The organism is Kouleothrix sp. 19917, from assembly GCF_057073505.1.
The window spans coordinates 7,490,749-7,504,992 of sequence record NZ_CP097099.1 but is presented as its reverse complement, the minus strand read 5'-3'; the positions used below and the strand labels follow the sequence as shown (position 1 = coordinate 7,504,992).

Here is a 14,244-nt window from a genome sequence, read left to right as displayed (position 1 = left end):
GTGTGGGTACTTACAGCGGAATCTGGAAACCAGCTGCAGCCAGGGCAACCATCGCAATTATTGCGATGATGATCACTGTGCGCAGGGCATCGACAGTGAGCAGGCGGGCGTGCGGGGTGGTTGAACGCGACAGATATGCCTCGGCGGCGTAGATTTCTTCCCCAATCAGCGTCGAGTCGGTGCTGAGGTACAGCAGCGGCAGCGCGGTTGTGGTGGTTGCGCCGCCAACTTGCGGAACGCCCTGCTGCGAGCCATTCTCGGTTGCCAGCAGCACTTCCTGCCCAAAGCTGCCAACCAGCTGGCTGGCTTCGAGCTTCTGGCGGCCATACAGTGTTGTCATGCCAAGCGCGTAGGCCGTAGGGTCCTGGTGCGCCAGCAGTTGCACATTCGCCGGGTCGTAATCCTGCCCCATTCCCGCGCGCTGATATGCCTGCCGCAGCGCGCCACGCAGCGCAAGATGCGTAACTGCGTCGCCACTGCTGCTGAGCAAGGGCGCACCGCTCAGTGCTGCCTCGCCCGCCACGCGTTCGGCGGCCAGCAAACCCGCCACGGTTTCGACGGTGCTGCCGCGCGCGCCAATTGCGCCGCTTCCAGGAGAAAGGTGAATGGCTTTGCCGGTTTCGGCACCACGCGCCAATGCGCTGCGAATGGGCTCAAGCGCGCGCAGCGGGCGGCGGGAGGGCGCTTGCTGCATGGCTGTTGCGCGTGCATGGTGCAACAGAGTCAGCACAATGACAATAAGGACAATCACTATCAGGAGTAGCGATGCAGGAGCTAGTATCAAGGCCGGACTCCGCTACAATTCTTTACAGCATGTGGCCTTACATGGCTTGAAGTCTAAACCAAAAGAGATCGTTTGTCAACAGTCACGCGCTGTTACCAGATCGTGTAGCGCCTTCCATCCATCTTGATCGCTCAGCGCGGCGACATAGGAATGCCAGCGCCCTTCGGGGATAAACGGGTGGATGAAAAGCGCGGCCTGGCCGGCCAGAAAGCCCATTGGCGCGATGATATCGAGGGCGATGCGCGTTGGCGCGAGCAGGCCGCGCCGCTCAAGCGCGTGGGCAAGCTGTTGCAGAATGGCGGCGCGCTGTTCGTGGCTCATGAATGCCTTACAGTATTTAGTAGTCAGATGTCAGAAGTCAGTAGGGTTTGGCTTTCTGTAGCGGTTTGCAGAACAATTGGCCAAGCACGCATTGGCGGAAATGCGTTGGAGTGCGAAAAAGCACCTGCCTTCTGCACCCTGCGAACTGCTGTAGCGGGCAGCGTTGCGGAAATTACATAGGCTTGCCAACAAGGCGCGAAGATGCATTGAGGCATGATGTATGCCATCTCCAACTTCGTATCTTCGTGCCTTCGTGGTAAAAAGTTAGCGGCACCTTGCCCGGGTGGCTAGTGGTTGCTCCGCGCCTCGCGCAAGGTCGCGCTGTCGAGGATGATCGTGACCGGCCCGTCGTTGACCAGCGACACCTGCATGTGCGCGCCAAATTGCCCGTAGGCCACGCGCAGGCCCAGTGTGTGCAGCGCCGCGCCAAACCTTTCCACCAGCGGCGCGGCCAGCTCAGGCAGCGCGGCATCGCTGAAGCCCGGCCGCCGCCCGCGCCGCGTGTCGGCATAAAGCGTGAACTGCGAGACCACCAGCACCGCCCCGCCCACATCCAGCGCCGAGCGGTTGAAGCGCCCATCATCGTCAGGGAAAATGCGCATGTTGGCAGTTTTCTCAGCTAGCTGCTGGGCTTCGGCCGCGCCGTCGCCATGCCCCACGCCAAGCAGCACCAGCAGCCCGCGTTCAATTTCCCCAACCACCTGCCCCTCGACGCTGACCGAGGCCGCGCTGACGCGCTGAATCACTGCACGCATACCAAAGCCTTATGATCGACCGTTGCCATTGTTGAGATGCGCAAACACAATCCGCCCGGTTTGCGTCTGGTGCACGCGCGTCACTGTCGCGCTGACTTCCTGCCCAATCAGGCGGCGCGCATCTTCCACCACAATCATCGTGCCGTCGTCGAGGAAAGAAATGCCCTGCTCGCGCTCGCGCCCGATGTCGCGGATGAGCACGCGCAGCTCCTGCCCCGAAACTACCGGCGGCCGGATCGCGTCGGAAAGCTGATTCAGGCTCATGATCTTCACGCCTTGCAGCTCGGCCACGCGCCCAAGGTTATGATCGTTGGTGATGACCGGGCAGTGATATTGCCGGGCCAGAAACACCAGCTTGTCGTCCACCGGCTGCGAGCCCAGGTTTTCGACTTCGGCAATCTCAATCGGCGGCGTGCCTTCCTTCTGCATCGCGTTGAGAATGTCCAGCCCGCGGCGGCCCTTCGCGCGGCGCATATCGTCGGCCGAGTCGGCCAGCAGTTGCAGCTCGTTCAGCACGAAATTCGGCACCACCAGCGCGCCGTCGATAAAGCCGGTTTTGCCTACCTGCGCAATCCGCCCATCGATAATTGCCGAGGTGTCGAGCAGGTAGCGCCGCGTTTGCCGCTCGCTTTCGAGCAGTTGGGGCAGAATGAGCGGTGTGCGGGTCGAGCGCAGAAGGCCGCCCAACTCCTTCTTGCGTGCCGAGAAGATGGTTGCGCCCAGGTAGGCCAGCGCCAGCGCCACAATCAGCGGCAGGAACTGGCCAAACGGACGCGGCAGTTGCGCCAGCGGCACGGCCAGCAGCAGCGCGAACAGCAGGCCGATCAGCGCGCCAAAAATAATTGCGGTCAGTTCGGAGATCGAGATGTTGCGAATGTAGCGAATGCCACGCTGCGCCGGCTCGATTGTCCAGCGGTGCGTTGTTAGCAGGCCCAGGCCCGCGCCCGCCAGCGTCAGCAGCTGGGTGGCAAGCGCTTCGGTTTCGTTGGGCGAGGGGGAAGACAACGCTTCGCCGACGCTATGGCCGATATAGGCAAGCAGACTCATTCCGAGAATTCGCGCCAGAAAATTGAGGCTAACGTTCATAAGGGCCTCAAACGAGCGTCAATCAATTAATCTTCGTCGTTTTCGTTTTCGCGGGCCGCGCCGCGCTCAAGCGCCAGTTCTACAGCATCCGCAACCGAGCGCACCTCGGCAAGGCGCAGGCCCTCGACTTTGGGCGGCGCGCTGGTGCGCGGGTAGAGCGAGCGCTTGAAGCCAAGCTTGGCCGCCTCGCCCAGCCGCCGGTCGAGCTGGCTGGTGCTGCGCAGTTCGCCTGAAAGGCCAATTTCGCCCACCAGCACCAGGTCGCTGTGCACACGCTGGTTGCGGTACGACGATGCAATTGCGATGGCCACGGCCAGGTCGGCGGCAGGCTCGGTGATGCGCAGGCCGCCAACAATATTGACATAAATGTCCTGATTGAACAGCGGCAGGCCGACACGTTTGCTCAGCACCGCCGTCAGCATCAGCAGGCGGTTCATGTCGAAGCCGTTTGTGGTGCGCCGCGGCTGCGCACTATTGGTGTTGGCGGTGAGCGCCTGCACTTCCACCAGCAGCGGGCGTGTGCCTTCCATCGTCACGGCCACCGCCGAGCCGGGTGTGCCGACGCTGCGCTCGGCCAGAAAGACCTGCGAGGGGTTTGGCACTTCGCGGAGGCCGCCCTCGGTCATCTCGAAAACGCCCACTTCGTCGGTCGAGCCGAAGCGGTTCTTCACGCCGCGCAGCAGCCGGTACTGGTGGAAGCGCTCGCCTTCGAGGTAGAGCACGACATCGACAATATGCTCAAGCACACGCGGCCCGGCGATCGCGCCTTCTTTGGTGACGTGGCCGACCAGAAACATTGGGATGCCGGTGTCTTTCGCCAGCCGCAGCAGCCGCAGCGCGCCTTCGCGCACCTGGCTGACGCTGCCCGCCGCCGAGGTCAGATCTTCCAGATACACGGTCTGGATCGAGTCGACCACCACAAGCTTCGGGCGAACATTGGCGATCTGCTCAAGAATCGAGTCGAGGCTGGTTTCGGAATATACCAGCAAATGTTCGGGGTCGAGCCCCATGCGCCCGGCGCGCAGTTTAATCTGCTGAATTGACTCTTCCGCTGAAATGTACAGCGCCGGCCCAACCTGATCGGCGAACTGCGCGGCTACCTGGCTCAGAATGGTGGTTTTGCCAATGCCGGGGTCGCCGCCAATCAGCACCAGGCTACCTGGCACCATGCCGCCGCCCAGCACGCGCGCGAACTCGTCGCCCAGCACGGGCAGGCGGGTGAAGCCGCCCGTCGGCACGTCGCGCAGCGGCACGGGCTGGTTTGCGCCACCTGCGCCAATCGGGCCACGGCCGCGACCGCCAGCCGGCTCTTTGCGCTCGGTCTGCTCGACCAGGCTATCCCAGGTGCCGCAGTCGGGGCATTTGCCCATCCAGCGGCTTTGTTGCGAGCCACACTGCTGGCAGACATAAATAGTGCGTGTTTTTGCCAAGAAAGGGTGTCTCCGTTCGGGCAGGCGTATGCGGTATGGTGGTGAAATGCACGCCCAATTATACCACGCGAGCCCAGGCGAAAAAGGTGATCGGGGGGCACTGCTGCGGGCGAAAGGTCCCATTTCGGCATAGTACATTGCCCGCAGGCACAACAAAGGGCTGCGAACTTTCGCTCGCAGCCCTTCGCCGTTCAAAACGAACCGTTAGGCGATTGCGCCTTCGACCTCTTCGACTTCGCTCTTGACCTCGCGGGCCGGGCGAAGCCGCAGGTAGGTTTCGCCGCTTTCCAGTGTCGCCGTGTCGATCACCACCGTGTCGCCGGTCTGGAAGCGGCCTTCCAGCACGCCTTCGGACAGCGGGTCCTCGATCAGGTTGGTGATGATGCGGCGCAGCGGGCGCGCACCAAAGGCCGGGTCGTAGCCACGCTTGGCCAGCAGGTCGATGCCGTCCTGACGGACTTCCAGCGACAGACCATGCTCCTTGATCTGCTCCTGCACGCGCTTGAGCATCAGCGAAGTGATCTGGTGGATCTCCTCGGTGGTGAGCGCGTGGAAGATGATCGTCGCGTCAATACGGTTCAGGAACTCGGGCCGGAACAGCTGCTTCAGCGCGTCGTCGACCTTCTTGCGCACATCGTCGGTGTCGAGTTCGCTGCCCGTCGAGAAGGACGAGAAGCCAATCCGCGACGCCCGGCGAATGTGCTCGGTGCCGACGTTCGACGTCATAATAATAATGGTGTTGCGGAAATCGACCCGGCGGCCCTTGCCGTCGGTGAGCTGCCCATCTTCGAGCACCTGCAAGAGCAGGTTGAACGCATCCGGGTGCGCTTTTTCGATTTCGTCGAACAGCACCACGCTGTAGGGCTTGCGCCGCACTGCGTCGGTAAGCTGCCCGCCCTCGCCATAGCCAACATATCCGGGCGGCGAGCCAACCAGCCGCGAGGTGGTGTGGCGCTCCTGGAACTCGGACATGTCGATCTTGATCAGGTGCTCTTCCGAGCCGAACATAAACTCGGCCAGCGTTTTTGCCAGCTCCGTCTTGCCCACGCCCGTCGGTCCAAGGAAGATGAACGAGCCAATCGGTCGCTTCGGGTCTTTCAGGCCCGCGCGCGCGCGCCGCACCGCCTTGGCGATCGTGACGATCGCTTCCTGCTGGCCGACAACGCGATTGTGCAGGTATTCTTCCATTTGCAGCAGGCGGGTCGTCTCGTCGCCTTGCAGGCGCTTGACCGGAATGCCCGTCCACATGCCAATCACCTCGGCAATGTCTTCCTCGGTGACGTAGGGCCGCTCGGAGACTTCGGCATCGGCGTTGATGCCCATGTCGCTCTCGATCTTGGCGATCCGGCCTTTCATGCGCTCTTCTTTTTCGCGCAGGTCGGCTGCAAGATCAATCTGCTCGTCTTCGATCGCCGCTTCAATTTCCTTGCGAATCGCCTCCAGGCCGCGCAGCGCATCGCGCAACGAGGGCGGGGTGGCCGAACGCGTCATGCGCACGCGCGCCGCCGCCTCGTCAATCAGGTCGATTGCTTTGTCGGGCAGGAAGCGGTCGGGCACGTAGCGCGCCGAAAGGTGCGCCGCGGCCTTGATCGCGTCGTCGGAAATTTGCAGCTGGTGGAAATCCTCGTAGCGGCTCTTGATGCCGCGCAGGATCTCGATCGTTTCGTCTTCGCTCGGCTGGTCGACCATCACGGGCTGGAAGCGCCGCTCCAGTGCCGCATCGCGCTCGATGTACTTGCGATACTCGTCGAGCGTGGTTGCGCCAATGGTTTGCAGCTCGCCACGCGATAGCGCCGGCTTGAGGATGTTGGCTGCGTCAAGCGTGCCTTCCGCGCCGCCCGCGCCAATGATCGTGTGGAACTCGTCGATGAACAGAATGCAGCGCGTTTCCTTGATCTCGTCAACCACGCGCTTCAGCCGCTCTTCGAACTGGCCCCGATACTTGGTGCCAGCCACCAGCGCGCCCATGTCGAGCGTGACAACGCGCTTGCCCTTGATGCTGTCGGGCACATCGCCGGCGACGATGCGCTGGGCCAGGCCCTCGACAATCGCGGTTTTGCCAACGCCCGGCTCGCCAATCAGCGCTGGGTTGTTCTTGGTGCGGCGCGACAGGATCTGGATCACGCGCTCGATCTCGTGCTGGCGGCCCACGACTGGATCGAGCCGGCCGGCTTCGGCCATCTCGGTCAGGTCGGCGCCCAGCGCGTCGAGGTAGGGGGTTTTGCTCTGGCGCTGCGACTGCGACTGCTGCGGCTGGTTCGATTGCGAGCCCGACGACGATCGCTCCATGCTGGCGCCGGTGCCCTGGCGCAGCACGCGCATCACCTGGGTGCGCACCTGCTCAAGCGAGACGCCCATGATATCGAGCACGCCAGTGGCCACGCCCTCGCCATTGCGCACCAGCCCAAGCAGCAGGTGCTCGGTGCCGATGTAGTGGTGGTTCAGGCGTTTGGCCTCATCGACCGCGTAGGCAATCACCTTTTTGGCGCGCGCCGTCAGATCCTGGCCTTCGCGCGTCGGCCCTTCGCCCATGCCGACGATGAACTCGACGGCGTGGCGGGCCTGCGAAAGCTTGACGCCCAGATCATCGAGTACGCGGGCGGCCACGCCCTCGCCTTCCTTGATCAGGCCAAGCAGAATATGCTCGGTGCCAATATATGGATGGTTGAACGCGCGGGCCTCTTCGGTGGCAATCTGAAGCACCTGTTTGGCGCGCTTGGTAAATTTATCAAACGCCCGTTCGGACATAGTAGTTCTCCACTAGTATTCTCCCCTCGCAGCCGCCGCCCCATCGCGCTATTCCGGCTCTTCCTCCGCCTCTGGCGTACTGGAATCACCTGCCTCGCTAGGCTGGCGCATGCTCAGGCCCATACGCTTGCGCGCTGGGTCGATGCGAATAATTCGCGCCTTGATGACATCGCCTTCCTGCACCACATCGCGGGGATGTTGGACGCGGCCATCACCCATCTCCGAAACATGGATCAAGCCTTCGACACCATCTTCAATCCGCGCAAACGCGCCGAATGATGCCAGCTGGGTAATTGTTCCCTCAACAACCTGGCCCAGCTGGTAGCGCTCGTTGACCGTCGACCAGGGCTCGTTCTGCGTGCGCTTGATCGACAGTGCAATGCGCTTGCGGTCGTTGTCGACACTCAGGATGTAGACGCGGACCTTATCGCCTGGTTTGAGCACTTCGCTAGGGTGCTTGACCCGGCTCCACGATAGCTCCGAGAGGTGCACCAGCCCATCCGCCCCGCCAATATCGACAAATGCGCCGAAATCAGCGATCGATGTGACCATGCCGGTGCGCACATCCCCTTCCTTCAGGGTGGTTAGCAGCTCGTCCTTGCGGCCCTCGCGAACCTCCTGGACGGCCTGGCGCTCGGAAAGAATCAGCCGGTTACGATTACGATTGATCTCGATGACTTTGAGCGGCATGGCACTGCCGACCATCCTGGCCATATCCGACTGCTTTTGCGTCTCGGGCCCGCGGCTAATGCCGCTGACCTGCGACGACGGGACAAAGCCCCGCACACCGTCGAGATTGACCAGCAACCCACCCTTGTTGTAATTGATGACCTTGGCCTCGATAACCTCGTTGTTATCAAAGCTCTGCTGGAGCCGCCGCCAGCTCTTCTCCTGGCGCGCTTTATCGACAGAGAGTACCGCGCGCCCTTCCTTGTCTTCGATCTGGACGACGAAGACCAGCAGCTCATCACCCGGCCGCAGCGCAGCCCGGTCTTCGGACGCCAGCGACTGCATTTCGCGCGCTGGCACTACCCCTTCGGCCTTGGACCCAATGTCGACCAGAATCTCGTCCCGGTCGACGCGCATGATGGTACCGTCGACGGTGTCGCCATACTGAAGGTTGCGGTAGTCGTGCGCGGGGTTGCGGAGGAACTGCTCCATCAAAGCGCGGTCTTCTGCCTCTTCAGCAGACAACTCGTGGGGCGTTCCGTTGGCGTGGTTTGCTTCGAGATCAACGTGCTCGTCGGCTGTAGCTCGTTCTTGCTCTTCCATGCGCCTTCCCTAATAGACGGGCTGGATGCGTAGCTACCCGGTAGCATGGGGTCATTATACGGCGTCGGAAGTCAAAACGCAAGGGTTTCGGGCTTTGCGCCGCACGCCGGTGCAGGGTTGACGGTTTCGCGTGGGATGCCGTACAATGCCGCAGATGAATGCGCGATTCTGCCTTTATGGCTGCCATATGAAATGGTTGCGATAGCTGCTGTGCCTGCTGTACTACGGCGCGCTTGAGAGTGCGGATGGAAATGCTGCACTGCCCATCGCCACGGCGCCGCTGCACCATTGTTGCGCCCATTTGCTGCGGGTGCGCGCGATAATCAGCACATTGTGAGGAATGTTTAATTCTATGAAGCATCTTTCGAGCGCGGAGATTCGCCGCACGTATTTACAGTTCTTTGAGCAGCGCGGGCACACGATTGTGCCGAGTTCGTCGCTGATACCGGGGAATGACCCAACATTGCTGTTTTCGAACTCGGGCATGGTGCAGTTCAAAGACACGTTTCTGGGCCTCGAGCAGCGCCCCTACTCGCGCGCCGTGACGGCGCAGAAGTGCATGCGCGTGTCGGGCAAGCACAACGACCTTGAGGAAGTTGGGCCGTCGCCACGCCACCAGACCTTCTTTGAAATGTTGGGCAATTTCTCGTTTGGCGATTATTTCAAGCGCGATGCGATCAACATGGCGTGGGACCTGCTGACCAAGACCTTTGAGCTGCCGATCGAGCGCCTGTGGTTCACGGTGTTTGCTGGCGACGACGAGTGGGGCCTCGGGCCGGACGAAGAAGCCGAGCAGCTGTGGATCGCTGCGGGTGCCGACCCGAGCCGCGTGCTGCGCTTTGGCCGCAAAGACAACTTCTGGGTGATGGGCGACACCGGCCCGTGCGGGCCCTGCTCCGAGATCACCGTCTACCTGGGCGACGACCTGAGCAAGATGACCCCCGACGGCGTGAACAGCGACGACCCCGACTATGTCGAGATCTGGAACAACGTGTTCATGCAGTTCGACCGCGCCACCATGCAGCCGCTGCCGCGCCCCTCGGTCGATACCGGCATGGGCCTGGAGCGCATGGCGATGGTCTTGCAGGGCGTGAAGGCGAACTACGACACCGACGCATTCACGCCGATCATCCAGCGCACGATTGCCCTGCTTGGCAGCGACGAAGCGCACTACCGCGCCAATTTCGCGCCCTACCGCGCCGTGGCCGACCACAGCCGCGCCGTGGCGTTTCTGATCGCCGATGGCGTGCTGCCGGGCAACACTGGCCGCTCGTACGTGCTGCGCCGTATTCTGCGCCGCGCCGCCTACCAGGGCCGCACGATTGGCTTCGAGAAGCCGTTCCTGGCCGATGTGATCGAAACGGTAATCGAGCAGATGGGCGACGCCTACCCTGATTTGAAGCTGCGCCGCCAGTTCATTCTCGAAACCACCGATGTTGAAGAACGCCAGTTCCTGCGCACCCTGGCCGGCGGCATCACGCGGCTGGGCGCGGTGATCAATCAGGTCAAGGCGACGGGCAGCACCGTGCTGCCGGGCGAAGATGCGTTTACGCTCAAGGACACGTATGGCTTCCCGCTCGACCTGACGCAGAAAATCGCCGCCGAGCAGGGGCTGGAGGTGGACGAGCCAGCCTACGACCGGGCGATGACCGAGCAGCGCACGCGCAGTCGCGCCGCCACGCAGTTCAAGCGCGGCGCCGAGGCCGAGGTGTGGAGCGAGTTTGAGCTGCCGGCGACGGAATTTCTGGGCTACGAGCACTACGCCGCCAGCGGGCGCGTGCTGGCGATGGTGTCGGGCGGCGATGCCGTGAGCGCGGCCAATGCTGGCCAGCCAGTGCAGCTTGTGCTCGACCGCACGCCGTTCTATGCCGAAAGTGGCGGGCAGGTGGGCGATACTGGCGTGCTGGTTGGGCCGAATGGGCGCGTCCATATCACCGACACGCAGCGCCCCGTGCCGGGCGTGATCGTCCATTATGGCACGGTCGAGTCGGGTAGCGTCGCGCTGCACGATGAGCTCAAAGCGTATGTGGATGCCGAGCGCCGCCGCGATGTGATGCGCAACCATACCGCCACGCACCTGCTGCACCATGCGCTGCGCGATGTGCTTGGCACGCATGCCGCGCAGGCTGGCTCGCTGGTTGCGCCGGATCGTCTGCGCTTCGACTTCACGCACAATCGCCAGGTCACGCCCGAGCAGCAGCGCGACATCGAGCGGCGGATCAATGCCTGGATCCGCGCCGACACGCCGGTGGAGTGGGAAGTGACCGACTACCAGCGCGCGCTGGAGCGTGGCGCAATGGCGCTGTTTGGCGAAAAATATGGCGACCGCGTGCGCATGGTGACGGTTGGCTGCGCGGACCAGGGGATAGAGGATGGGGGATGGGGATTAGGCGACTCGGAAGGGAATGTTGAACTCGATTTGAAGCAGGAAGCTCCAGTTGAAGATCAACCCCTAACCCCTAACCCCCAACCCCCGAACCCTCACGTGATGTGTTCGCGTGAGCTGTGCGGCGGCATCCATGTCGGTCGTACCGGCGAGATTGGCCTGTTCCGCATTATTGGCGAAAGCAGTGTGGCGGGTGGCGTGCGCCGGATCGAGGCGATTACAGGCGCGGGCGCGGAGCAGTGGGTCGAGGCGCAATCGACCACGCTGCGCGACCTGAGCGCGCGCCTGGGTGTGCCGGCTGCGCAGGCGCTGGAAAAGCTCGACGCGCTGATGGGCGACCTGAAGCAGCGCCAGCAGGAACTCGACAAGCTGCGCGCGCAATCTGCCCGTGGCGCGCTGGAAAGCCTGCTCAGCAATGTGCAGCAGCAGGGCGATGTGCCCTTCCTGGCGGCGCGCGTCGATGCGCCCGATGCCACGCGGCTGCGCGAAATGGGCGACTGGCTGCGCGACAAGCTGGGCAGTGGCGTGGTGGTACTTGGCACAGTGATTGCCGAGAAACCGCAAATTCTCGCCGTCGTGACGCCCGACTTGGTCAAGCGCAAGCTCCACGCCGGCAATATGGTCAAGGCGCTGGCGCAGGTGATGGGCGGCGGCGGCGGTGGCCGTCCCGACATGGCGCAGGCCGGCGGGCGCGACCTTGCCAAGCTCGACGAGGCGCTGGCGCAGGTGGGTCGGCTGGTGGGCGAGCAGGCGCAGTAAGTTGCGGGTTTGCAGTTTGCAGGTGGCAGGTTGCAAGTTTGAAAGTTGAAAGGTAGCAGCTCGCCTGCCCGCTGCCTACTGCCATCTGCTTGGTTCCACGGTTCTTGGTTCTCGGTTCTGTAGTTCTCGGTCTTTGGTTCCGCGGTTCTGTGGTTCTGTGGTTCCGCGGTTCTTGGTTCTGGCAGGAATGCGATAAAAGAGAGGCGTACTAATGTCAGCAGCTGAATCCGCGCTGGTGCCGCTCGCGCCCGACGACAATGTCGACACGGCGCTGGCGAAAGTGCGCGCAACGCGCTCGCGCATGGTGCAGCTGCTGGTGCCGCCCGATACTGGCGCATTTCAGGCACCGCGCGGCTTCGAGCGCCTGCGCCGCACACTCGACGCCGAGGGCGTTCTGCTGCTGGTATTCAGCGCCGACGCCCAGGTGATTGCGGCGGCCAGGCGCAACAATCTCGAAAGCTTTCAGATCGACGATGGCCGCACCAAGCGCCCGCCCCTGCCCCCGCGCGACCGCAGCACTCGCGTGCTGCCCGAAACGCGCCTCGACCCACGCGACGCCGCCTTTCTGAATGCGCTGGGCCAGGTGCCCGCGCGCGACCGCTACGCCGACGAAGACGATGCCGACCTGTATGCCGCGCTTGACGATTTTTCCGACGCCACCCAGGCCTACGAGCGCGACGAGCGGCGGCCTGCCGACGAAGATTTCGCGGACGCGCTGGACGATTGGGCCGGCATCGAAAGTGAACCCGCGCGCGGCGGAACCACGCGCCGCTTTAGCGCGGCCGACTTCGACGATGACGACGAGCGCGAGCGCCCGCGCAGCACCCGCCGCGGCACCGGCGCGCGCAGCAGCACGCGCTCGCGTAACATCTATGATTACGAGCGCGCCGACGAGCGCGTGCCGGCCCGGCGCAGCCCGCTGCCGCTGATTGTGATGGCGGTGCTGGTTCTGCTGGCGCTGGCTGCCGTAGCCTGGGGCATGAGTAATCGTGCCAACGTGGTCGTTGCGCCGCCGTCGTCTGCGGCTGGCGATCATCCCTTTGAAGGCGTGATCATCCCGCTCGATCCCTCGGGCGCGGGCGGCGGCGCGGCCGTGCAGGCGGCCCCCGTCACGGCTGATGTCGAGGTCTCGGTGGCGGGCACGGTGCAAAATGAAACAATGTCGCCTTCTGGCACGGCCAGGGGCGAAGTCACAATCGTTAACACCATCGAAAGCGCGGTGCCGCTGCCCAAAGGCTCGGAGTTTATCGGCAGCAACGACAAGGGCGAAGAAGTGCGCTTCACGCTCGACGCCGACGCGACCGTGCCGCCCGCGCAGACGACTACCAGCATCTCGGGGCGCAGCACCACCTACGGGCAGATCAATGTTGGCGTGACGGCACGCTCGCCGGGCAGTGCCTCGAACGTGGGCGAAAATGCGATCAAGCAAATTCTCATCCCGGGCCAGCAGCCAATCGTCACCGACACCAGCAATTTCCTCATTCGCAACGCGCCAATTGGTGGTGGCAGTGAGGCGTCGCAGCGCATTGTGACGCGGGAAGATGTTGACGGCGTGCTGGGGCAGCTTCTGACCGACCTGTATAACAGTGGCGTGCAGCAGCTGCGCAGCAAGATCGACGAGAGCAAGTTTGGCGTGGATGCCTCGACCGTTTCGCCCTCAACCACGCAGCTTGGCGAAAATGGCCCCTCCCAGCCACTGGTGGTCGAGCCGGGGATTGGCCAGCCCGTGGCCGACCCGAACAACCCCACCTTCACTGTGACCGCGCGCGAAAGCTTCAAAGGTCTGTCCGCCCCTAGCGGCAATTCCGTCACCGACCAGCTGGGGAAAGTCGTGCGCGACTACTTCGCGCAGCGCAGCGACGGGCCGTGCAAGCCGGGCGAAACGCCATCGCAGGAAGTGCGCGCCGTGCACTGGGATGGCGAGCGCCTGACCATCGACGGCATCCAGCGCTGCGGTGCGGCGGTGGGCCTTTCGGCTGAAACGCTGGCGAAGGTGAAAGAAACCCTGCGCGGCCAGTCGCGCGAGGCCGCCGAGGCTGGCCTGCGCTCGCTGCAAGAGCAAGGGCTGATTGGCGATTTCCAGCTGCCCGATCGCGCCAGCTTCCCGCGCTTCGATTTCCTGCTGAACGTGACGGTTGGGCAGCCAGCCGTGCCATCGGAGCCAACCGGCCAGCCGGCTGAACCAACGCAAGGGGCCGCGCAATGAGTGATGAGCCGGGGCGGGTGCTGGCGCTCGACGTGGGCGGCCGGCGGATTGGCGTGGCGCTGAGCGATACGCGGCGGGTGCTGGCCTCGCCGCTGACGACGCTGCGCGCCCAGCCGCAGCAGCGCGCACTGGCCGAGTTGGCGAAACTGGCCCACGACTACGAAGTGACCGATGTTGTGGTTGGGCTGCCGCTTACCCTGAGCGGCGAGATCGGCCCACAGGCCAAGATTGTGCAGGAGTTTGCGGCGCAGCTTCAGGAAAAGATCGCCGTGCCGGTGCGCCTGTTCGACGAGCGCCTGACCACCGTCGCCGCCGAGCGTATGATGGTCGAGCTGGGGTTGAAACCCGAGCAGCGCAAGGCACGCATCGACGAAGTGGCCGCCTCGATCATTCTGCAAGATTTCCTCGAAGCCAGCCGCGAGCGCGCCAACCCCGACGCCTAGTGTGAAGAGCGGATGAGTTGAGCCACAGAGCGCACAGAGGGCACAGAGTGTGGT

Annotated in this window: 10 protein-coding genes; 3 read left to right on the top strand and 7 right to left on the bottom strand. The window is 63.5% G+C overall.

Annotated features, from left to right (window positions below; translation table 11 throughout):
- Positions 1-10: 10 nt before the first annotated feature.
- From M1P90_RS30230 to rpsA, 7 genes are all read right to left on the bottom strand, one after another.
- The gene (locus M1P90_RS30230) at positions 11-784 is read right to left on the bottom strand and encodes a DUF6754 domain-containing protein (RefSeq protein WP_483699431.1); all 774 of its coding nucleotides are present in this window, start codon (positions 782-784) and stop codon (positions 11-13) included.
- 75 nt (positions 785-859) lie between these two features.
- The gene (locus tag M1P90_RS30225) at positions 860-1,105 is read right to left on the bottom strand and encodes a hypothetical protein (protein WP_483699430.1); all 246 of its coding nucleotides are present in this window, start codon (positions 1,103-1,105) and stop codon (positions 860-862) included.
- A gap of 287 nt (positions 1,106-1,392) precedes the next feature.
- Positions 1,393-1,860, bottom strand: coding sequence for a D-aminoacyl-tRNA deacylase (gene dtd / locus M1P90_RS30220; protein ID WP_483699428.1), 468 nt, complete (start codon positions 1,858-1,860; stop codon positions 1,393-1,395).
- A gap of 9 nt (positions 1,861-1,869) precedes the next feature.
- Positions 1,870-2,946, bottom strand: a complete 1,077-nt coding sequence (locus tag M1P90_RS30215; RefSeq protein WP_483699427.1) for a PIN/TRAM domain-containing protein — start codon at positions 2,944-2,946, stop codon at positions 1,870-1,872.
- Between the two features lie 26 nt (positions 2,947-2,972).
- On the bottom strand, positions 2,973-4,376 hold the full coding sequence (gene radA, locus M1P90_RS30210) for a DNA repair protein RadA (protein WP_483699425.1): 1,404 nt from the start codon (positions 4,374-4,376) through the stop codon (positions 2,973-2,975).
- A gap of 204 nt (positions 4,377-4,580) precedes the next feature.
- A complete protein-coding gene (locus M1P90_RS30205) occupies positions 4,581-7,124 on the bottom strand; it encodes an ATP-dependent Clp protease ATP-binding subunit (protein ID WP_483699423.1) in 2,544 nt (847 codons plus the stop codon).
- A gap of 48 nt (positions 7,125-7,172) precedes the next feature.
- Positions 7,173-8,396, bottom strand: a complete 1,224-nt coding sequence (gene rpsA / locus M1P90_RS30200) for a 30S ribosomal protein S1 (RefSeq protein ID WP_483699422.1) — start codon at positions 8,394-8,396, stop codon at positions 7,173-7,175.
- 352 nt (positions 8,397-8,748) lie between these two features.
- On the opposite strand from rpsA, the gene alaS reads away from it, so the two are divergent.
- The 3 genes from alaS to ruvX all read left to right on the top strand — a co-directional run bounded on the left by alaS (position 8,749) and on the right by ruvX (position 14,190).
- Entirely contained in the window at positions 8,749-11,541 is a 2,793-nt protein-coding gene (gene alaS, locus M1P90_RS30195) for an alanine--tRNA ligase (protein WP_483699420.1), read from the top strand.
- Positions 11,542-11,752: 211 nt separating this feature from the next.
- Positions 11,753-13,747, top strand: a complete 1,995-nt coding sequence (locus M1P90_RS30190) for a hypothetical protein (RefSeq protein ID WP_483699419.1) — start codon at positions 11,753-11,755, stop codon at positions 13,745-13,747.
- Entirely contained in the window at positions 13,744-14,190 is a 447-nt protein-coding gene (gene ruvX, locus M1P90_RS30185) for a Holliday junction resolvase RuvX (RefSeq protein ID WP_483699418.1), read from the top strand. Before M1P90_RS30190 ends, ruvX begins: the two co-directional genes overlap by 4 nt.
- The last annotated feature ends 54 nt before the right edge of the window (positions 14,191-14,244 follow it).

Bases quoted from the DNA above. Each gene is read 5' to 3' on its own strand.
- M1P90_RS30225 (WP_483699430.1), bottom strand. From the start codon at position 1,105: ATGAGCCACGAACAGCGCGCCGCCATTCTGCAACAGCTTGCCCACGCG.
- dtd (WP_483699428.1), bottom strand. From the start codon at position 1,860: ATGCGTGCAGTGATTCAGCGCGTCAGCGCGGCCTCGGTCAGCGTCGAG.
- M1P90_RS30215 (WP_483699427.1), bottom strand. From the start codon at position 2,946: ATGAACGTTAGCCTCAATTTTCTGGCGCGAATTCTCGGAATGAGTCTG.
- M1P90_RS30205 (WP_483699423.1), bottom strand. From the start codon at position 7,124: ATGTCCGAACGGGCGTTTGATAAATTTACCAAGCGCGCCAAACAGGTG.
- rpsA (WP_483699422.1), bottom strand. From the start codon at position 8,396: ATGGAAGAGCAAGAACGAGCTACAGCCGACGAGCACGTTGATCTCGAA.
- alaS (WP_483699420.1), top strand. From the start codon at position 8,749: ATGAAGCATCTTTCGAGCGCGGAGATTCGCCGCACGTATTTACAGTTC.
- M1P90_RS30190 (WP_483699419.1), top strand. From the start codon at position 11,753: ATGTCAGCAGCTGAATCCGCGCTGGTGCCGCTCGCGCCCGACGACAAT.
- ruvX (WP_483699418.1), top strand. From the start codon at position 13,744: ATGAGTGATGAGCCGGGGCGGGTGCTGGCGCTCGACGTGGGCGGCCGG.